The organism is Enterobacter cloacae complex sp. SYL001 (assembly GCF_049237025.1).
GTDB classification, from domain to species: domain Bacteria; phylum Pseudomonadota; class Gammaproteobacteria; order Enterobacterales; family Enterobacteriaceae; genus Enterobacter; species Enterobacter intestinihominis.
This window is the reverse complement of the sequence record NZ_JBMKJI010000019.1, coordinates 76,966-96,057: the sequence shown is the minus strand read 5'-3', so window position 1 is coordinate 96,057 and position 19,092 is coordinate 76,966. Positions and strand designations below refer to the sequence as shown.

Here is a 19,092-nt window from a genome sequence, read left to right as displayed (position 1 = left end):
GAGGGCCTGGGACAGTTCCATTTAAAAAGGGCTCCATGATGAACACAGAACCCTTTTTACACCAGCCGCTGGATCGGTCAACCGATCCTTAAACGATCGGCATTAGGCCTGAGGCCCCTTTTTTACTGATTCTTTTTCTCTTCGTCCGTCAGGTAACGCACCTTGCGGGTGTAATCCTGACCTTTGAACAGCAGCTTATTATCCGGTGATTCCAGATACTTCTGCCATTCGGAAAGCGGGAAACCGCCGTGCGCGCCAATCACCTCTTTCGGCACAACGGCTTCCTGTCCGCCGATCTTCTTGGAGACCGGCCAGTTCATCCAGTCGCCCAGGTTAACCGTTTTGACATCCAGCATGTCCAGCAGCGCAGCGAGCGGCAGCTGATCGGTCGGCGGCTGCGTATCGTCCATCAGCTCCCAGGTATCCTGGAACAGCGTCAGCCACAGCGGGCAGATACGGCGCCAGGTCTTTTTGGTGGCGGCAAGAAACGCGCCGTTAACATGATCGACCAGATACGGGCGCACCGTTTCTTTGTAATACGCCGGCACTTTCTCCGCTGGCGCACCGTCCAGCTTGGCAATCATTTTGCCCTGACGGAAGCTGGAGTAGATGTGCATATCCGCCATGTTGATCTCTGGCATTTTAAGCAGGTTGAGATCGGAGTCGATCATCAGCACACCTTCACCGCGCGCCTGCAACGGAGCGTTAAGCTTCACCAGACGACTGAGGTAGATCTGCTTATAGCGGTAACCTTCTTCACGTTTTGGAAGCGTGAGGGTAACAACGCGGGTTTTTGGCGGCAGTTCGCCGAAAGCGGATTCAGGCTGATCGCTGACGATAACAATCTCGCTGACGTCAGAGGCATAACGCTCTGCAAAGGTCGCTGACAATAACGCCTCTTCGACGAAATCCGCGCCCGTACACGGGATCACAATGGAATCAACCGCAACGAGATCGCGCGTGACCGGAAGGGAAGCGTAAGGAATGTTATGACGCCCGGTAATGTGGCGGTAGCGAGCATTCAGGAATTTAAACATGTTCTTCTCGTTTGGTTATTGCGCGCCAAGAACGGCCTCGACACCGTTAACATAGCTTTCAATGGCATACATGTTGCAGACATTCTGGTGCGCGGCTGCGGCGAGCCGGGCGCGCAGAGCAGGATCCTGCCAGATATTATCCAGATGTTGAGCAAGTTGCGACACGTCGCTCCAGGGGAACAGCAGCCCGGTCGACTCATGGTCGATCAATTCTGCCGTGCCGGTCACTTTTGAACCAATCACGGGGATGTTGAGCAGCATTGCTTCCAGCACGACGCGGGGCAAGCCTTCGCTCTGCGAGGCCAGAATGAACGCGTCAAAAGTGGCGAGATAGTCAAAAGGCGTGTTCTGGAAACCGGTAAAAATGACGTGCTCAGCAATACCTGATGCATCAGCTTGTGCAGCCAGCGCGCCGCGTTCAGCCCCTTCACCGACCAGCACCATTTTCCATTTTGCCTGCGGGTGTCTCTGGCTGAACTGTGCCAGCGCCTCCAGCGTGTGGTGGTTGGCCTTACGAGGGATTAACGAGCCAATGCTGCCGAATACAAACGTATCGTCTTCAATATTCAGTCGCTGGCGCATCGCGCATCGGTCCGGCAAAGGCTGATGGATGTCGATGGCATTGTTGACCGTGGTACACAGCTCTGGCCGGACGCCATGCTGAAGTAGCACGCGTTCAACGCCGTGCGAGACGGCAATGATTTTTGTGGCATGGGCATTCACCAGCTTCACCAGCGGCGGGGTCAGCACTGGTTCAATCCGGCAGTGCTGGATTATCCGTGCACGCAGGTTTGCGCCCGCCAGATACCCTTCTTCATTAGAGCCTGGCTGGTTGTTCATATACAGCGTATCGAATCCACCTTCCCTGAAAATGGTCTCGATCTTGCTGACGTTGGGCCGGATACGCCACAGGGTATCAATATGCCGCGTAAATGCTTTGCGCGCCGAACGCGAGAAAAACAGCAGACCACGTCCCGCTTCTTTCAGGAGTTTTGCCCATGCCGGTTGCTTACGTTGAGGGATAACGAGTAATGGGATCCCAATGCTGTTGAGCACCTGGCCTATCGTTTGACCTTCAGCACGACTATAATCACTGTAAAAACAACAGGTAATGTCGAATTTGTCGCGGTTGATTCGCTTCAGAAGCTCAAGCATACTGTTGGTACCTCCCCCCCATTCTTTGCCTGTGTCCAGGAGGAGGATTTTACGTTTTTGCGGCATGTCTGAATCCGTATGCTACCCTTCATCTGACCGCATTATAAAGAATTTACTGAAATAAAATAGATTTTTTGTATTTCTTTGTCTTTTTATAAGGAAAGGTTTTAAACGCGCTTATTTTAAAAGTGCGATTTAAGACTTTAATCGCCTCTTCTCAATTCGATAGTATTAGCACAAAAATTTTATGTTGTTTTTGAGAGAGTGAGAATATGTTTAAAATAACGGTTTGCTTATTAACGTTTAACTCCGAAAGAACATTGCACGATGTTATTCCTCCTCTTTTAAAAATAGCAGATGAATTCGTTGTAGTTGATTCCGGCAGTACAGACGCAACGATATATATTTGCCAGAGTTATGGATTGTCGCCCATATTCAAAAAATACAGCTGGCACGGCGAGCAGATGAACCATGCCATATCCCATGCGCACAACGACTGGGTGCTGTGCATGGACAGTGACGAAATACTCGATCAAGAAACCGTTGGTGCTATTTTAAAATTAAAAATGGGCGATGAACCCGAACCGGATATGGCGTGGCGGATATGTCGTCACTGGTTTGTTCTGGGAGAGAATGTCCGAACGATTTATCCAGTCTCATCTCCGGATTATCCGGTGCGTCTTTTTAACCGTACGCAGTCACGATTTAATAACCGGCCAGTAGACGATCAGGTTGAAGGTTTTCTCCGTTCTGAACGTATTCCTGGCTATGTCAGACATGATACGTTTTATTCACTGCATGAACTTTTCAATAAATTAAACGGATATACCACTCGCCTGGTTCAATATCAGACGATACGTCCCTCTCTTGGTCGCGGCGCGATCAGCGCTATCGGCGCATTTTTCAAATGGTATCTGTTTAGCGGTGCGTGGCGTCAGGGCAAAGTGGGTGTGGTGACAGGGTTTTATGCCACGGCGTACAGTTTTTTGAAGTATTTCAAGGCCTGGTATCAGGATCGAGAAAAGAAAGAGTCCGTTGCAAAAGAGCAGTCGGACTCTTATCTGGCAGAATAGGCGTTAGCCGATCAGGCTTTTTTTCCCCAACCCTGCCACTGTTGCTGGACGTATTTAACCAGCGTACTGCTGCTGATGCTTTCGCCAATCACCGTGAAGAAGCGGGTTGCATAGACCGGTTCAGGCGGCTGTTTCAGCGAGCAGTTCTTCACGCCGCGGAATGGATTACGCGGCTGCGTTGTGGGTGGTTGCGCGCTACCCGGACGGGAAGTATCCACCTGAGGTTCATTGAGCAGATCGCTCGGACGCACCAGCGTGATATCGGCGGGTAAGCCCGGCAACATTTGCTGCAAAACGCGAACGGTAGACGGATGCGGATGCCCAATGGCAATCGCCGAACCGTTACGGCGCGCCAGCTGTACCGCGCGGTTGAACTGCACGCGGATATCCGCTTCGTTCTGGGAGTCGTCCAGGAAGACTTTGCGCTTGATGACTTTTACACCCGTCCCCTGAGCGGCACGCATCGCCTGGCTATTGCCGATGGTCATGCTGTCGAGGAAATAGAGATTGTAACGCTCCAGGGCCTGCATCACTTTCAGCATACCGTACAGACTGGAGGTCATCGCGCTGCCCATATGGTTATTCAGACCCACGGCATACGGCACTTTATTGTACGCATCGCGGATGATGCGATCGATCTCGTCGCTGCTCATGTCCGGACGCAGGGTATCTTTTTCCAGCGGCTGCTTGCTGAGAGGGGCCATCGGCAGATGGATGAGAACCTGATGGCCGCCATTGTGCGCTTTGGTCGCCATTTCCTGCGCGTGAGGTGCATTCGGCAGGACGGCGACAGAGATGGCTGACGGCATCGCCAGCACCTGATTTTCATAGTGTGGTCGATAACCGAAGTCATCAATCACAATCGCGAGTTTGCCTGCATAAACCGGTGCAGCCAGCGCCAGTGCGCTGACGACGGAAAAAACAATTCGACGAAATTGAAGCAAAACTTATCTTCCCAACCACGGCTGTGGATTGACCGCCTGACCCTGACGACGAATTTCGAAATAGAGTGACGGGCGGCCCTGACCGCCACTGCTGCCCACAAGGGCAATGGGTTGACCCGCGCGCACCTGAGTGCCAACGCTGACCAGCGCGCTCTGGTTGTAGCCGTAAAGACTCATGTCGCCTTTACCGTGCTCGACCACCACCACGAGCCCGTAACCCTGTAGCCAGTCGGCCAGGATCACGCGGCCATCGGCGATGGCTTTAACTTCGCTACCTTCAGACGCACCGATAACGATCCCCTTCCAACGTAGCTCACCCTGCAACTGTTCGCCATAGCGATGCAGGATCGTACCGCGAACGGGCCAGTAAGCCTGACCACGCGGGGAGCCGAGGCCGCCGGTACGCGACATCAGGGAACGTTCATTTTCAGTCGGTTTGTAGGTGGTGCCTTTCCGGGAGGCTTCCTGCTGCTTATTACGCACCGCCTGCGCTTCGCGCGCTTCTTTTTCGGCTCGCGCTTTGGCCGCGGCTTCTGCCCGGGCAATGCTGTTACGCAGTCTGGATTCGTTGGCGCGCATTTCGCTCAGCTGGCTTTGTCCTGCCTGGATAGAGGACTCCAGCCCGGCGAGCGTCTTCTTACGCTCATTGCGCGCCTGCTCAAGCTTCTCCTGCTGCGCCTGCTGATCGTAGAGCAGCGTTTGCTGCTGGCTCTGCTTCTCTTCCAGCTCGGCTTTTTGCGTGGTGACTTCTTCGCGCGTCTGTTTCAGCTGCGCAATGGTCTCCTGACGAGCCTGGTTGAGATAGCCGAAATAGGCCTGTAAACGCTGACCGCGCTGGCTCTCTTCACCGCTGAGGATCAACTGAAGGCCTGTGTGCTCACCCTGGCGGAAAGCGGCATCAAGCTGTGCAGCAAGGTTCCGCTCCTGGGCATCGCGCTGACGCTCCAGTTTCGCAATCGATGCGTTCATTTCATCGATTTGCTTATTAAGCTGGGCAAGGGTGTTTTGTGTTTCACGCAGCTTACGCGCGGCGGCGGAAATAGCCTCTTCCTGCTTTTTAAGCTGGGCAAGCAGGGCAGAGCGCTGCTGCTGCTGCTGGCGTACCACACGCTCTTTGGCGGCGATATCGGCCTGAATGGATTTGAGCTGGTCGCGGTCATCCGCGTGGGCAGATGCGGCGCACAGCAATACGCCAGCGCTGAGTGCGCTGGCGCAAAGCAGAGGTCTGACTGATAACCGAAACGGCTTCACGACCCATGTGATTGAAAAAATCGCCTTTCCCCTCATGGGGAGCGATTATTCCACGATGAACAGCGGCTTGCCAGTCATCTCTTCAGGGATTTCCATACCCATCAGCGACAACATGGTTGGCGCGATGTCGGAAAGCTTGCCGCCTTCCACTGCTTTCACTGACTTATCACCTACATAAATCAGTGGAACAGGCAGGTTGGTATGGGCGGTATGCGCCTGACCGGTTGCCGGGTCACGCATCTGTTCTGCGTTACCGTGGTCAGCGGTGATCAGCAGCTGGCCGCCCACGGATTCAACCGCTTTCGCGACCTGCTCAACGCAGTGGTCCAGCGCTTCAACCGCTTTAACGGCAGCTTCCATCACGCCGGTGTGGCCCACCATGTCGCCATTCGGATAGTTACAGATGATGGTGTCGTATTTACCGCTTTCGATCGCGGCCACCAGTTTTTCGGTCAGCTCCGCAGAGCTCATTTCTGGCTGGAGATCGTAAGTGGCGACTTTCGGCGAGTTAATCAGGATGCGGTCTTCGCCTTTAAACGGCTCTTCTACGCCGCCGTTAAAGAAGAAGGTCACGTGCGCATACTTCTCAGTTTCGGAGATGCGCAGCTGCGTTTTATCGTTTTTCGCCATCCACTCGCCGAAGGTATTTTCCAGGGAAGCGGGTGGATACGCGCATGGGGCTTTGATATCCGCTGCATACTCGGTCAACTGGATGAAATCGATCTTCGCCACTTTCTTACGGGCGAAACCGTCGAAATCGCTGTTGACGAAGGCGCGGGTGATTTCGCGCGCGCGGTCAGCACGGAAGTTCATGAAGATCAGCGCATCGCCATCTTCCATAGCGGCATCGGCCTGGCCTTCAGCGCGGATCACGGTTGCCTTCACAAATTCGTCGTTTTCATCACGCGCGTAAGCCGCTTCCAGGCCTTCAACGGCGGTCGGGAACTGGAACTCGCCTTTTGCCAGGGTCAGCAGATCATAGGCTTGCTCAACGCGGTCCCAGCGGTTGTCGCGGTCCATGGCATAGTAACGGCCAACGATGGATGCCACGCGGCCTTTGCCCAGTGCGGCAAATTTATCTTCAAAGGCTTTCAGAGAACCTTTTGCGCTGCGTGGCGGCGTATCGCGACCATCCAGGAAGGCGTGCAGATAGATTTTTTCCGCACCGCGCTCAGCGGCCAGCTCTACCATCGCCATGATGTGATCTTCGTGGCTGTGAACGCCGCCCGCAGAGAGCAGGCCCATAATATGAACGGCCTTGCCTGCGGCAACGGCTTTATCAACTGCTCCGGTGAGCGTTGGGTTGGCAAAGAATGTACGTTCTTTGATTTCAACGTCCAGGCGCGTCAGGTCCTGATAAACGATACGGCCTGCGCCCAGGTTAACGTGACCCACTTCAGAGTTGCCCATCTGACGATCCGGCAGGCCGACTTCCAGACCAGACGCATCAATCAGGGTGTGGGGACGTTTTGCCCATAGCGCATCCATAACCGGGGTTTTGGCGTTGAAAATGGCGTTATCCTGTTGATCTTCACGGTAGCCATAGCCATCCAGAATCACCAGTACCATAGGTTTTTTAGAAACCGACATTGCGACAACCTCATGCTCAAGAGACAAAAAATTTGCGTAATTTTACTACAGCTGAATCGATAAAATAGCCGCAGAAGATCAAAGAAAGCGCGGGGGCAAGGCTGTTCTCAGGCCATTTTGAGGCTTTTTTTACGTGGCATGCCGCAGAAAATAGATTAGCTTTATGTCGCTGGCTGTATTTGCCACAGCGCACAGGTATACTCCTGTCCTGGTTTTTTTAATCACTTAGTCGGGAGTTGTTACCCCCCATGCAAGAAATTATGCAATTCGTTAGCCGCCACCCGGTTCTGAGCATCGCGTGGATTGGCCTGCTGGTCGCTGTACTGTTCACCACATTTAAGGGACTGACGTCTAAAATTAAGGTGATCACCCGCGGTGAAGCGACACGTCTGATCAACAAAGAGGACGCCGTGGTTGTCGATCTGCGTCAGCGCGACGATTTCCGCAAGGGCCATATTGCAGGTGCTATCAACCTGCTGCCAGCGGAAATTAAAGCGAACAACATTGGTGAGCTGGAGAAGCATAAAGCCCAGCCGATTATTGTTGTTGACGGCACTGGCATGCAGGCGCAGGAATCTGCCAACGCACTGCATAAAGCAGGCTTTGAAAACGTAACGGTGCTGAAAGAAGGCATCTCCGGCTGGAGCGGGGAGAATCTTCCTTTAGTGCGCGGTAAATAAGGAGTTAAGTGATGGCCAATATTGAGATCTACACCAAAGCAACGTGCCCGTTCTGCCACCGAGCGAAAGCGCTGCTGTCCAGCAAAGGCGTAACGTTTAAGGAACTGCCGATTGATGGTGACGCGATTAAACGCGAAGAGATGATCCAACGCAGTGGTCGCACAACGGTTCCACAGATTTTTATTGATGCGCAGCACATTGGCGGCTGTGATGACTTGTATGCGCTCGACGCCCGCGGTGGACTCGATCCGCTGCTGAGCTAGAGACTTTAGGACAATTAAAAAGGGTTTTTCCATGTCAGAACAAAACAACACCGAGATGACTTTCCAGATCCAGCGCATCTACACCAAGGATGTCTCTTTCGAAGCGCCAAATGCGCCGCACGTTTTCCAGAAAGACTGGCAGCCAGAGGTTAAACTTGATCTGGATACCGCATCCACCCAACTGGCGGATGACGTGTATGAAGTCGTACTGCGTGTCACCGTGACCGCCTCCCTGGGCGAAGAAACTGCATTCCTGTGCGAAGTCCAGCAGGGCGGTATCTTCTCTATCGGCGGCATCGAAGGTAACCAGATGGCGCATTGCCTGGGTGCATACTGCCCGAACATCCTGTTCCCGTATGCGCGTGAATGCATCACCAGCCTGGTTTCTCGCGGTACATTCCCGCAACTGAACCTTGCGCCAGTCAACTTTGATGCGCTGTTTATGAACTATCTACAGCAGCAGGCTGGCGAAGGTGCCGAACAACATCAGGATGCCTGATGAGCACTGTTAATGCGTCAATGACTGTGATCGGTGCCGGCTCTTACGGCACCGCTCTTGCCATCACACTGGCAAGAAATGGTCACGACGTGGTCCTGTGGGGCCACGATCCAAAACATATCGCGACGTTGCAACACGACCGCTGCAACGTGGCGTTTCTCCCGGACGTTCCGTTCCCTGACTCACTGTATCTGGAAAGCGACCTCGCGACCGCGCTGGCGGCCAGCCGCAATATTTTGATTGTGGTGCCAAGCCATGTGTTTGGCGAAGTCCTGCGTCAGATTAAGCCGCTGATGCGTGCGGATGCGCGTATTGTGTGGGCGACGAAGGGGCTGGAAGCGGAAACCGGACGTCTGTTACAGGACGTTGCCCGCGAAGCGCTGGGAACAGCGATCCCGCTGGCGGTGATCTCCGGGCCGACATTCGCCAAAGAGCTGGCTGCGGGCTTGCCGACGGCGATCTCGCTGGCGTCCACCGACCAGGCATTTTCCGACGATCTTCAGCAACTGCTGCACTGCGGCAAAAGCTTCCGCGTGTACAGCAACCCTGATTTTATCGGCGTACAGCTGGGCGGCGCGGTGAAGAACGTCATTGCCATCGGGGCCGGGATGTCTGACGGCATCGGCTTCGGCGCGAATGCGCGTACGGCGCTGATCACCCGTGGCCTGACTGAAATGTCACGCCTGGGAGAAGCGCTGGGCGCCGATCCGGCCACCTTTATGGGAATGGCTGGGCTGGGCGATCTGGTGTTGACCTGCACCGACAACCAGTCGCGTAACCGCCGCTTTGGCATGATGCTCGGACAGGGTAGCGATGTCAAAAGCGCGCAGGAGAAGATTGGTCAGGTGGTTGAAGGCTATCGCAATACCAAAGAAGTTCGCGAATTGGCGCATCGTTTCGGTGTCGAAATGCCAATAACCGAGGAAATTTATCAGGTATTGTATTGCGGAAAAAATGCGCGCGAGGCAGCATTGACCTTATTAGGTCGTGCGCGCAAGGACGAGCGCAGCAGCAATTAGCCGGGAAGTATCGTCACCTGAATGACCCAGCCAGCGCAGAACTGGCTGGTCATTAACTATCGTCTGGAGCAAGCAATGCCGTGTGAAGAACTGGATATCGTCTGGAATAATATTAAAGCCGAAGCCCGAGCGTTGGCCGACTGTGAGCCCATGCTGGCCAGTTTTTATCACGCGACGCTACTCAAGCACGAAAATCTCGGCAGCGCCCTGAGCTACATGCTCGCCAATAAACTGGCTTCCCCTATCATGCCTGCTATCGCTATTCGCGAGGTGGTGGAAGAGGCCTACGCTGCCGATCCGGAAATGATTGCTTCTGCCGCATGCGATATTCAGGCCGTGCGCACGCGTGACCCGGCGGTGGATAAATACTCCACGCCGCTGCTGTATCTCAAAGGCTTCCACGCCTTACAGGCGTACCGCATCGGCCACTGGTTATGGAATGAGGGACGCCGCGCGCTGGCCATCTTCCTGCAAAACCAGGTTTCCGTGACCTTCCAGGTCGATATTCACCCGGCGGCGAAAATTGGCCGCGGGATCATGCTCGATCACGCCACCGGCATTGTTGTCGGTGAAACGGCGGTGATCGAAGATGACGTGTCGATTCTGCAATCCGTTACGCTGGGCGGTACAGGTAAAACCAGCGGCGATCGCCATCCGAAAATTCGTGAAGGGGTGATGATCGGCGCGGGTGCTAAAATCCTTGGCAATATTGAAGTCGGACGCGGCGCAAAGATTGGCGCGGGATCGGTTGTGCTCCAGCCTGTACCGCCGCACACCACCGCCGCTGGCGTCCCGGCGCGCATCGTCGGTAAGCCAGACAGCGATAAACCGTCGATGGATATGGATCAGCACTTTAACGGTATTCACCACACCTTCGAATACGGCGACGGTATCTGAACGCTGGAACACTCAAATAAAAAAGCCCGGTGAGTTAATGCACCGGGCTTTTGATTAGTTGCGGTATAACACTTTGATAATGTGATAGCCGAACTGCGTATGCAGTGGGCCGGTTGGCTCCAGCACCGGGCAGGAGAAGACCACTTTATCAAACGCCGGAACCATCTGGCCCTGGCGGAACTCGCCTAAGCCACCACCGCGTTTGCCTGACGGGCAAATCGAGTGTTTCTTCGCCAGTTTGCCGAAGTCGGCGCCGTTTTTAATCTGTTCGAGCAGATCCTGTGCCAGTTTTTCTTCTTTAACAAGGATATGCAGTGCTGCTGCTGTTTTTGCCATGATCGTGCCTTGAGTCAACGAGTTTACGATCGGTATACTACCACGCGTTTTTCCTCCTCTCCCGACTTTCATTGAGTGATCATTTATGCGTTTAAACCCCGGACAACAACAAGCTGTCGAATTCGTCACCGGACCCTGCCTGGTGCTGGCGGGAGCGGGATCCGGTAAAACACGCGTGATCACCAACAAAATCGCCCACTTAATTCGGGGTTGTGGATACCAGGCGCGCCATATCGCGGCGGTCACCTTTACCAACAAAGCGGCGCGTGAGATGAAAGAGCGCGTCGGCCAGACGCTGGGCCGTAAAGAGGCGCGCGGGCTGATGATCTCCACCTTCCACACGCTGGGTCTGGATATCATCAAGCGCGAATACGCGGCGCTGGGAATGAAGTCCAACTTTTCGCTCTTTGATGACACCGACCAGGTGGCGCTGCTCAAAGAGCTGACGGAAGGGCTGATCGAAGATGACAAAGTGCTGTTGCAACAGCTGATCTCGACGATCTCGAACTGGAAAAACGATCTGATGACGCCGGCCCAGGCTGCGGCAAGTGCCAAAGGCGAGCGTGACCGCATCTTTGCCCACTGCTATGGCCTGTACGACGCGCATATGAAAGCCTGCAACGTACTGGATTTCGACGATCTGATCCTGCTGCCGACGCTGCTGCTTCAGCGGAATGAAGAGGTGCGCGAGCGCTGGCAGAACAAAATTCGTTACCTGCTGGTGGATGAATACCAGGATACCAACACCAGCCAGTACGAGCTGGTGAAGCTGCTGGTAGGACAGCGCGCGCGTTTTACCGTTGTAGGCGATGACGATCAGTCGATTTACTCATGGCGTGGCGCACGTCCGCAAAACCTGGTGCTGCTGAGCAAAGACTTCCCGGCGTTGCAGGTGATTAAACTGGAGCAGAACTACCGTTCTTCCGGGCGTATCCTGAAGGCGGCGAACATCCTGATTGCCAACAACCCGCACGTCTTTGAGAAGCGCCTGTTCTCTGAACTGGGTTACGGGACCGAGCTGAAAGTCCTTAGCGCCAATAACGAAGAGCACGAAGCGGAGCGCGTAACCGGCGAGCTGATTGCCCATCACTTCGTCAACAAAACTGAATACAAGGATTACGCGATCCTCTATCGCGGAAACCACCAGTCGCGCGTCTTTGAAAAGATGCTGATGCAGAACCGCATCCCCTACAAAATCTCCGGCGGTACGTCGTTCTTTTCGCGTCCGGAAATCAAGGATCTGCTGGCCTATCTGCGCGTGCTGACCAACCCGGATGACGACAGCGCTTTCCTGCGCATTGTAAATACGCCGAAGCGCGAGATTGGCTCTGCGACGCTGCAAAAGCTGGGTGAATGGGCGATGACCCGCAACAAAAGTCTGTTCACCGCCAGCTTCGATATGGGGCTGAGCCAGACCCTGACCGGGCGCGGCTATGACGCCTTAACCCGCTTTACCCACTGGCTGGGTGAGGTGCAGCGTCTGGCAGAGCGCGAGCCCGTGGCGGCAGTACGCGATCTGATCCACGGCATTGATTACGAATCCTGGTTGTATGAAACCTCCGCCAGCCCGAAAGCGGCAGAAATGCGCATGAAAAACGTTAACCAGCTCTTCAGCTGGATGACCGAAATGCTTGAAGGATCTGAGATTGACGAGCCGATGACCCTGACGCAGGTGGTCACCCGCTTCACGCTGCGCGATATGATGGAGCGCGGCGAGAGTGAAGAAGAAGCCGATCAGGTCCAGTTGATGACGTTGCATGCCTCGAAAGGGCTGGAGTTCCCTTATGTCTATCTGGTGGGGATGGAAGAGGGCCTATTGCCGCACCAGAGCAGCATTGATGAAGATAACGTCGACGAAGAGCGCCGTCTGGCCTACGTGGGGATCACCCGTGCGCAGAAAGAGCTGACGTTTACGCTCTGCAAAGAGCGCCGTCAGTATGGTGAGCTGGTGCGCCCGGAGCCGAGCCGTTTCCTGCTGGAGTTGCCTCAGGACGATCTTATCTGGGAGCAGGAGCGTAAAGCTATTACCGCTGAAGAGCGGATGCATAAAGGGCAGGCAAACGTGGCAAACATTCGCGCGATGCTGGCAAAAGCCAAAGAGAAGGGATAACAATTTTGTAGGCCGGGTAAGGCGAAGCCGCCCCCCGGCACGCTTCAAAGGGTCACTTCACATCAAGCGCCCAGTGCACATAGCTCTGCCACTGGCACTCCTGCTCGATCAACTCTGCTCCAAGCGGATGATCTTCTAGCCAATTTTCCGGCAGCGTCAGCGTCAGTTTTTCATCGTCTGCCACCAGCGTAATGGCCGGGAGGAGATCGTCGCGACGCCGGCTGGCAAACAGAATCGCCAGACGAAGTAAGCGGCAGAGATGTTCGGCCACGCGCGGCGGTACAGCGTTTTGCTGATGGAGTGAAGAGAGGTCAACGGCGTTGGTTTGATTCAGCAGCAGGGTCGCGAGCAATTTTTTCTGCGCGGGAGTGTAGCCCGGCAAATCGAGATTACGCACCAGCCAGGCTGCGTGTAGCGGCGCTTGCTTGTACTCAACGCTAAGCCCAATTTCATGCAACGCACACGCACTTAGCAGCAAATCGCGGCTTAACGGTTCGATATCCCAACGTGATTTAACCTGATCCGCAAAGAGCGATGCCAGTTGGCCCACTCGCTGCGCCTGATCGGTATCCACAATAAAGCGGCGCTGGACGTTACGTAGCGTACGGCTTCGAATGTCCTGGTCCACCGAAAGATGCAGCATCCCATAGACCAGACCTTCGCGCAGTGCGCCGCCTGCCAGGGTCATGCACTGGATGTTTAGCTCGGTGAAAATGGCGATGAGAATGGCTAGCCCGCTGGGGAAGACCAGCGCACGTTCGAGCGTCAGCCCTTCAATTTCCAGCTCTTCCAGACGACCACATTGAATGGCGCGCTGTTTAAGCTGCTGGAGTTTAGCAAGCGTGATCCGCTCATCCATCCCCTGCGCCATCATGATTTCCTGCAACGCCTGTACAGTTCCTGACGCCCCAACACACACTTTCCAGCCGTGGTAGCGCAGTTCGTCCATGACCGGACGCAGCACTTCACGCGCGGCATTTTCAGCCTCGTCGAAGTTTTCTTGCGCGAGATTGCGGTCAGTAAAGTAGCGCTCAAGCCAGGTTACGCAGCCCATCGACAGACTGAACAGCGAGGTCGCCTGGGCACCTGTGCCGGTCACCAGTTCAGTACTCGCTCCGCCAATATCCACCACCAGACGGCGATCGTCGCCCCCGGTAGTGTGCGCCACGCCCTGATATATCAGACGCGCTTCTTCTTCACCGCTGATGACTTGCACCGGGCAGCCGAGAATTTCCTGCGCTTTGGCAATAAAATCGACGGCATTAACCGCCAGACGGAGCGTCGCGGTCGCGACAACGCGGATTTGGGCATGCGGTATGTCCTGCAGACGCTCTGCAAAGAGGCGCAGACACTGCCAGCCACGTTCCATGGCTTCGGGAGAGAGGTGATTATCGCTGCTCAGGCCCGCCGCCAGGCGGACCTTGCGCTTGATGCGCGTCAGCGTCTGTATGCTTCCCGCCACCTCGCGTACAACCAGCATATGAAAACTATTCGAACCGAGATCAATTGCCGCATAGAGCGAGGTGGAACTGAGCATCATTTTTTAACCTGAACGACGACGATTACGCGGCGCACCGCCGGAACGACGCGGGCCATTACCGGTACGTGGACGGGTAAGGCGCTTAGGTGGCGGCAGTTCGCTCATCAGCGCGTCCGGATTGTATTTACTCTGTGGAATAGAGTGACCGATATAGGTCTCAATGGCCGGAAGGTTCAGCGCATACTCTTCACATGCAAGGCTGATGGAGTGACCGCTTGCGCCGGCACGACCGGTACGACCGATACGGTGTACATAGTCTTCACAGTCATCTGGCAGGTCATAGTTAAAGACGTGCGTCACGGCTGGAATGTGCAGGCCACGGGCCGCCACGTCGGTCGCGACCAGAATATCAAGGTCGCCACGAGTAAATTCGTCGAGAATGCGCAGGCGTTTTTTCTGCGCCACGTCGCCGGTCAGCAGGCCCACACGGTGACCATCTGCCGCCAGGTGGCCCCAGATATCTTCACAGCGGTGTTTAGTGTTCGCAAAGATGATCGCGCGATCCGGCCACTCTTCTTCGATCAGGGTTTGCAGCAGGCGCATTTTCTCTTCATTAGAAGGATAGAAGAGCTCTTCTTTAATGCGGTGCCCGGTTTTCTGTTCCGGTTCTACTTCCACATATTCCGCATTGTTCATCTGCTCGAATGCGAGTTCACGTACGCGGTATGACAGGGTTGCGGAGAACAGCATGTTCAGACGCTGGTTTGCCGCAGGCATACGGCGGAACAGCCAGCGGATGTCTTTAATGAAGCCCAGATCGTACATGCGGTCTGCTTCATCCAGCACCACGACCTGGATTGCGCCGAGGTTGATATGGTTCTGTTTGGCGTAGTCGATAAGACGGCCGGTGGTCCCAATCAGGATATCCACGCCGCTTTCCAGCACTTTCAGCTGTTTATCGTAGCCGTCGCCGCCATAGGCCAGGCCAAGTTTCAGGCCAGTGGCTTGCGCCAGGGGCTCAGCGTCTGCGTGGATCTGTACCGCCAGTTCTCGCGTCGGGGCCATAATTAGCGCGCGCGGCTGGTTAACTTTGCGGTCTGCAATCGCTGGGTGAGAAAGTAAATAATGAAACGTTGACGTTAAAAACGCCATCGTTTTGCCAGTACCGGTTTGCGCCTGCCCTGCAACATCACGACCGGCCAGCGTCAGCGGCAGGGCGAGAGCCTGAATGGGCGTGCAGTTATGAAACCCTTTAGTTTCAAGGGCTTCGATCACCTTTGGGTGCAGGGCGAAGTCGGAAAACTTCTGTTCTGTTAAATGTGTTTTGCTCATAGTGTGGTAGAATATCAGCTTACTATTGCTTTACGAAAGCGTATCCGGTGAAATAAAGTCAACCTTTAGTTGGTTAATGCGACATCAACACGTCGTTGGTGGAGACAAAACCAACGTACCAGGCTTATTCCTGTGGAGTTATATATGAGCGATAAAATTATTCACCTGACTGACGACAGTTTTGACACGGACGTACTTAAAGCTGACGGGCTGATCCTCGTTGATTTCTGGGCTGAATGGTGTGGTCCTTGCAAAATGATCGCTCCGATTCTGGATGAAATCGCTGACGAATATCAGGGCAAACTGACCGTTGCCAAGCTGAACATCGACCAGAACCCGGGCACCGCGCCAAAATACGGTATCCGTGGCATCCCGACCCTGCTGCTGTTCAAGAACGGTGACGTGGCGGCGACCAAAGTGGGCGCACTGTCCAAAGGTCAACTGAAAGAGTTCCTGGACGCTAACCTGGCGTAAGGTTTCTCCGCTGAGCGTCCAGAGCGCCTAATTAATGGTGAGCTCTGGACGCCCGGCTTTAGTCGTGCTAAGTTAGCTATGACTACGTTTTAAACATATCTTGTTGTTTGAATCTTGTTTTACCCGATACTTCCCGTTGTTAACTTAAACAGTGCGTGAAGTTGCTAGATTCCGGGCTTGTCACTCAATCCGTCTTGTCGTTTCAGTTCTGCGTTCTTTCCCTGTGACCAGACAGCGAACAGACATGAGGTGATGGCCGCTAAACAGGCATGGATGACCCTGCCATACCATTCACAACATTAAGTTCGAGAATCACCCCGAGTTTAAGAACCCACACCATTATGAATCTTACCGAATTAAAGAATACGCCGGTTTCTGAGCTGATCACTCTCGGCGAAAATATGGGACTGGAAAACCAGGCTCGTATGCGCAAGCAGGACATCATTTTCGCCATCCTGAAGCAACACGCTAAGAGTGGCGAAGATATCTTTGGCGACGGTGTGCTGGAGATACTGCAAGACGGATTTGGTTTCCTCCGCTCTGCAGACAGCTCCTACCTCGCCGGCCCTGACGACATCTACGTATCCCCTAGCCAAATCCGCCGTTTCAACCTCCGCACTGGTGACACCATTTCAGGTAAGATTCGTCCTCCAAAAGAGGGTGAACGCTACTTTGCGCTGTTGAAGGTTAACGAAGTTAACTACGACAAACCGGAAAACTCCCGCAATAAGATCCTGTTCGAGAACTTAACGCCGCTGCACGCGAACTCTCGCCTGCGCATGGAGCGTGGTAACGGGTCTACTGAAGACTTAACCGCTCGTGTGCTGGATCTGGCATCGCCAATTGGTCGTGGCCAGCGTGGTCTGATTGTGGCGCCGCCAAAAGCCGGTAAAACCATGCTGCTGCAAAACATCGCGCAGAGCATTGCTTACAACCATCCAGACTGTGTGCTGATGGTGCTGCTGATTGACGAACGTCCGGAAGAAGTAACCGAGATGCAGCGTCTGGTGAAAGGGGAAGTGGTTGCGTCTACCTTCGACGAGCCTGCTTCTCGCCACGTTCAGGTTGCGGAAATGGTCATCGAGAAGGCGAAACGCCTGGTTGAGCACAAGAAAGACGTGATCATCCTGCTCGACTCCATTACCCGTCTGGCGCGTGCCTACAACACCGTGGTGCCGGCTTCCGGTAAAGTACTGACCGGTGGTGTGGATGCCAACGCCCTGCATCGTCCGAAGCGTTTCTTCGGTGCGGCGCGTAACGTGGAAGAGGGCGGTAGCCTGACCATTATCGCGACGGCGCTGATCGATACCGGCTCCAAAATGGACGAAGTTATCTACGAAGAGTTCAAAGGTACAGGCAACATGGAACTGCACCTTTCTCGTAAAATCGCAGAAAAACGCGTCTTCCCGGCGATCGACTACAACCGTTCCGGTACCCGTAAAGAAGAGCTGCTTACCACTCAGGAAGAGCTTCAGAAAATGTGGATCCTGCGCAAAATCATCCATCCAATGGGCGAAATCGACGCAATGGAATTCCTCATCAATAAACTGGCGATGACCAAAACGAACGACGATTTCTTCGACATGATGAAACGCTCGTAACGCAAATAATCCCAGTAAACGCCACGTTTTTACGTGGCGTTTTTTATTTATGGACTATACGCTATTACCACACACTCCCAATTTTGACCTGTCGGTGCGACAATAAGAATGTTTGCACAGTCAAAGAAATAATTGATTGAAAAACATACAAAGGGTGTTGTGAGAAGCCATCTTTAATCCTTCTGAGGCAGAGGCTTCATGGTTATACTTCCGGGACTAACATTTGTTGAGAGCAATCCATTGTGAATCTACTCACTGCAGTAACTGAGCTGATCAGTATTTTTTTATTCACAACCTGTTTTTTGTTCATTGCGCGCAAGGTAGCAAAAAGAATTGGGTTAGTGGACAAACCGAACTTCCGTAAACGTCATCAGGGGCTTATTCCGCTGGTGGGCGGCATTTCGGTATACGCAGGCATCTGTTTCACATTCGGGATCGCGGATTATTATATCCCCCATGCCGCACTCTATCTGGCATGTGCCGGTGTGCTGGTACTGGTCGGCGCCCTTGATGATCGTTTTGATATCAGCGTGAAGTTCCGCGCGACGGTACAGGCGGCCATTGGCATCATTATGATGGTGGTAGGCGGCCTTTATCTCAGAAGCCTGGGCTACGTGTTTGGTCCCTGGGAGCTGGTGCTTGGGCCATTCGGCTTCTTCCTGACGCTGTTTGCCGTGTGGGCGGCTATCAACGCCTTTAACATGGTTGACGGTATAGACGGTCTGCTTGGTGGGCTGTCCTCTGTTTCGTTTGGCGCGATCGGCATCATCTTATGGTTTGACGGCCAGTACAGCCTGTCAATGTGGTGCTTTGCTATGATTGCCGCCATCCTGCCATACATCTGCCTGAACCTGGGTGTGTTAGGGCGTCGCTATAAAGTCTTTATGGGCGATGCGGGCAGTACCCTGATTGGCTTTACGGTTATCTGGGTCCTGCTGGAAACCACGCAGGGTAAAACGCACCCTATCAGCCCGGTAACGGCCCTCTGGATTATCGCCATCCCGCTGATGGACATGGTCGCTATTATGTACCGCCGTCTGCGTAAAGGGATGAGCCCGTTTTCTCCCGATCGGCAGCATATTCACCACCTGATTATGCGCGCCGGCTTCACGTCTCGTCAGGCATTTGTGTTGATTACGCTTGCGGCTGCTATTCTGGCTGCGATTGGCGTTGCCGCGGAATATGCTCATTTCATTCCTGAATGGGTAATGTTGGTATTATTCTTGCTAGCATTTTTCATGTACGGTTACTGCATCAAGCGTGCATGGAAAGTCGCGCGTTTTATTAAACGTTTAAAACGCAGGATGCGTCGGAACAGTGGCAAAAACACAACATTAACTAAGTAAAACCG

Annotated in this window: 18 protein-coding genes; 10 read left to right on the top strand and 8 right to left on the bottom strand. The window is 54.0% G+C overall.

Annotated elements, in window-relative coordinates; genetic code table 11:
• Positions 1 to 122: 122 nt before the first annotated feature.
• On the bottom strand, positions 123 to 1,037 hold the full coding sequence (locus ACOTZP_RS16830) for a hypothetical protein (protein WP_023305215.1): 915 nt from the start codon (positions 1,035 to 1,037) through the stop codon (positions 123 to 125).
• 15 nt (positions 1,038 to 1,052) lie between these two features.
• Positions 1,053 to 2,258 carry a glycosyltransferase gene (locus ACOTZP_RS16825; RefSeq protein ID WP_022646636.1) on the bottom strand — a complete coding sequence of 402 codons (1,206 nt, stop codon included), beginning with the start codon at positions 2,256 to 2,258 and terminating at the stop codon, positions 1,053 to 1,055.
• Positions 2,259 to 2,464: 206 nt separating this feature from the next.
• Here ACOTZP_RS16825 and ACOTZP_RS16820 point away from each other — a divergent pair, with 206 nt between their 5' ends.
• Entirely contained in the window at positions 2,465 to 3,265 is an 801-nt protein-coding gene (locus tag ACOTZP_RS16820) for a glycosyltransferase family 2 protein (protein WP_271075113.1), read from the top strand.
• An 11-nt stretch (positions 3,266 to 3,276) separates the two neighbouring features.
• Here ACOTZP_RS16820 and ACOTZP_RS16815 read toward each other — a convergent pair whose 3' ends face one another.
• Genes ACOTZP_RS16815 through gpmM form a run of 3 tightly spaced genes read right to left on the bottom strand, consistent with a single transcriptional unit; the run spans position 3,277 to position 7,050 of the window.
• On the bottom strand, positions 3,277 to 4,209 hold the full coding sequence (locus ACOTZP_RS16815) for a divergent polysaccharide deacetylase family protein (RefSeq protein ID WP_180243289.1): 933 nt from the start codon (positions 4,207 to 4,209) through the stop codon (positions 3,277 to 3,279).
• A 3-nt stretch (positions 4,210 to 4,212) separates the two neighbouring features.
• Positions 4,213 to 5,472 (bottom strand): murein hydrolase activator EnvC, encoded by a 1,260-nt coding sequence (gene envC, locus ACOTZP_RS16810; protein ID WP_230259580.1) that lies wholly within the window; start codon positions 5,470 to 5,472, stop codon positions 4,213 to 4,215.
• A 33-nt stretch (positions 5,473 to 5,505) separates the two neighbouring features.
• Positions 5,506 to 7,050, bottom strand: coding sequence for a 2,3-bisphosphoglycerate-independent phosphoglycerate mutase (gene gpmM, locus ACOTZP_RS16805; RefSeq protein ID WP_017383605.1), 1,545 nt, complete (start codon positions 7,048 to 7,050; stop codon positions 5,506 to 5,508).
• A 248-nt stretch (positions 7,051 to 7,298) separates the two neighbouring features.
• Between gpmM and ACOTZP_RS16800 the strand changes: the two genes are divergently transcribed.
• From ACOTZP_RS16800 to cysE, 5 genes are all read left to right on the top strand, one after another.
• Positions 7,299 to 7,730 (top strand): rhodanese-like domain-containing protein, encoded by a 432-nt coding sequence (locus tag ACOTZP_RS16800; protein ID WP_003860840.1) that lies wholly within the window; start codon positions 7,299 to 7,301, stop codon positions 7,728 to 7,730.
• An 11-nt stretch (positions 7,731 to 7,741) separates the two neighbouring features.
• Complete coding sequence (grxC, locus tag ACOTZP_RS16795) at positions 7,742 to 7,993, top strand: glutaredoxin 3 (protein ID WP_003860837.1); 252 nt, start codon at positions 7,742 to 7,744, stop codon at positions 7,991 to 7,993.
• A 31-nt stretch (positions 7,994 to 8,024) separates the two neighbouring features.
• Complete coding sequence (gene secB / locus ACOTZP_RS16790; protein WP_003860835.1) at positions 8,025 to 8,492, top strand: protein-export chaperone SecB; 468 nt, start codon at positions 8,025 to 8,027, stop codon at positions 8,490 to 8,492.
• Positions 8,492 to 9,511 carry an NAD(P)H-dependent glycerol-3-phosphate dehydrogenase gene (gpsA, locus tag ACOTZP_RS16785; RefSeq protein WP_006812398.1) on the top strand — a complete coding sequence of 340 codons (1,020 nt, stop codon included), beginning with the start codon at positions 8,492 to 8,494 and terminating at the stop codon, positions 9,509 to 9,511. Before secB ends, gpsA begins: the two co-directional genes overlap by 1 nt.
• Before the next feature lie 75 nt (positions 9,512 to 9,586).
• The gene (gene cysE / locus ACOTZP_RS16780; protein ID WP_022646641.1) at positions 9,587 to 10,408 is read left to right on the top strand and encodes a serine O-acetyltransferase; all 822 of its coding nucleotides are present in this window, start codon (positions 9,587 to 9,589) and stop codon (positions 10,406 to 10,408) included.
• Between the two features lie 54 nt (positions 10,409 to 10,462).
• On the opposite strand, the gene ppiC is transcribed toward cysE, so the two are convergent.
• Entirely contained in the window at positions 10,463 to 10,744 is a 282-nt protein-coding gene (gene ppiC, locus ACOTZP_RS16775; RefSeq protein ID WP_271075114.1) for a peptidylprolyl isomerase PpiC, read from the bottom strand.
• A gap of 85 nt (positions 10,745 to 10,829) precedes the next feature.
• On the opposite strand from ppiC, the gene rep reads away from it, so the two are divergent.
• Entirely contained in the window at positions 10,830 to 12,854 is a 2,025-nt protein-coding gene (gene rep / locus ACOTZP_RS16770) for a DNA helicase Rep (protein WP_022646642.1), read from the top strand.
• A gap of 52 nt (positions 12,855 to 12,906) precedes the next feature.
• Here the strand turns inward: rep and gppA are convergent, their stop codons facing one another.
• Together gppA and rhlB are read right to left on the bottom strand one after the other, a co-directional pair.
• Positions 12,907 to 14,391, bottom strand: coding sequence for a guanosine-5'-triphosphate,3'-diphosphate diphosphatase (gene gppA / locus ACOTZP_RS16765; protein WP_063200598.1), 1,485 nt, complete (start codon positions 14,389 to 14,391; stop codon positions 12,907 to 12,909).
• 6 nt (positions 14,392 to 14,397) lie between these two features.
• Entirely contained in the window at positions 14,398 to 15,666 is a 1,269-nt protein-coding gene (gene rhlB, locus ACOTZP_RS16760; RefSeq protein WP_022646644.1) for an ATP-dependent RNA helicase RhlB, read from the bottom strand.
• A gap of 144 nt (positions 15,667 to 15,810) precedes the next feature.
• On the opposite strand from rhlB, the gene trxA reads away from it, so the two are divergent.
• The 3 genes from trxA to wecA all read left to right on the top strand — a co-directional run bounded on the left by trxA (position 15,811) and on the right by wecA (position 19,087).
• On the top strand, positions 15,811 to 16,140 hold the full coding sequence (gene trxA, locus ACOTZP_RS16755; protein ID WP_006812392.1) for a thioredoxin TrxA: 330 nt from the start codon (positions 15,811 to 15,813) through the stop codon (positions 16,138 to 16,140).
• 341 nt (positions 16,141 to 16,481) lie between these two features.
• Positions 16,482 to 17,741, top strand: coding sequence for a transcription termination factor Rho (gene rho / locus ACOTZP_RS16750; RefSeq protein ID WP_001054528.1), 1,260 nt, complete (start codon positions 16,482 to 16,484; stop codon positions 17,739 to 17,741).
• A gap of 242 nt (positions 17,742 to 17,983) precedes the next feature.
• Positions 17,984 to 19,087: a UDP-N-acetylglucosamine--undecaprenyl-phosphate N-acetylglucosaminephosphotransferase gene (wecA, locus tag ACOTZP_RS16745; protein WP_001050933.1), complete on the top strand. Its 1,104-nt coding sequence runs from the start codon at positions 17,984 to 17,986 to the stop codon at positions 19,085 to 19,087.
• Positions 19,088 to 19,092: the final 5 nt, after the last annotated feature.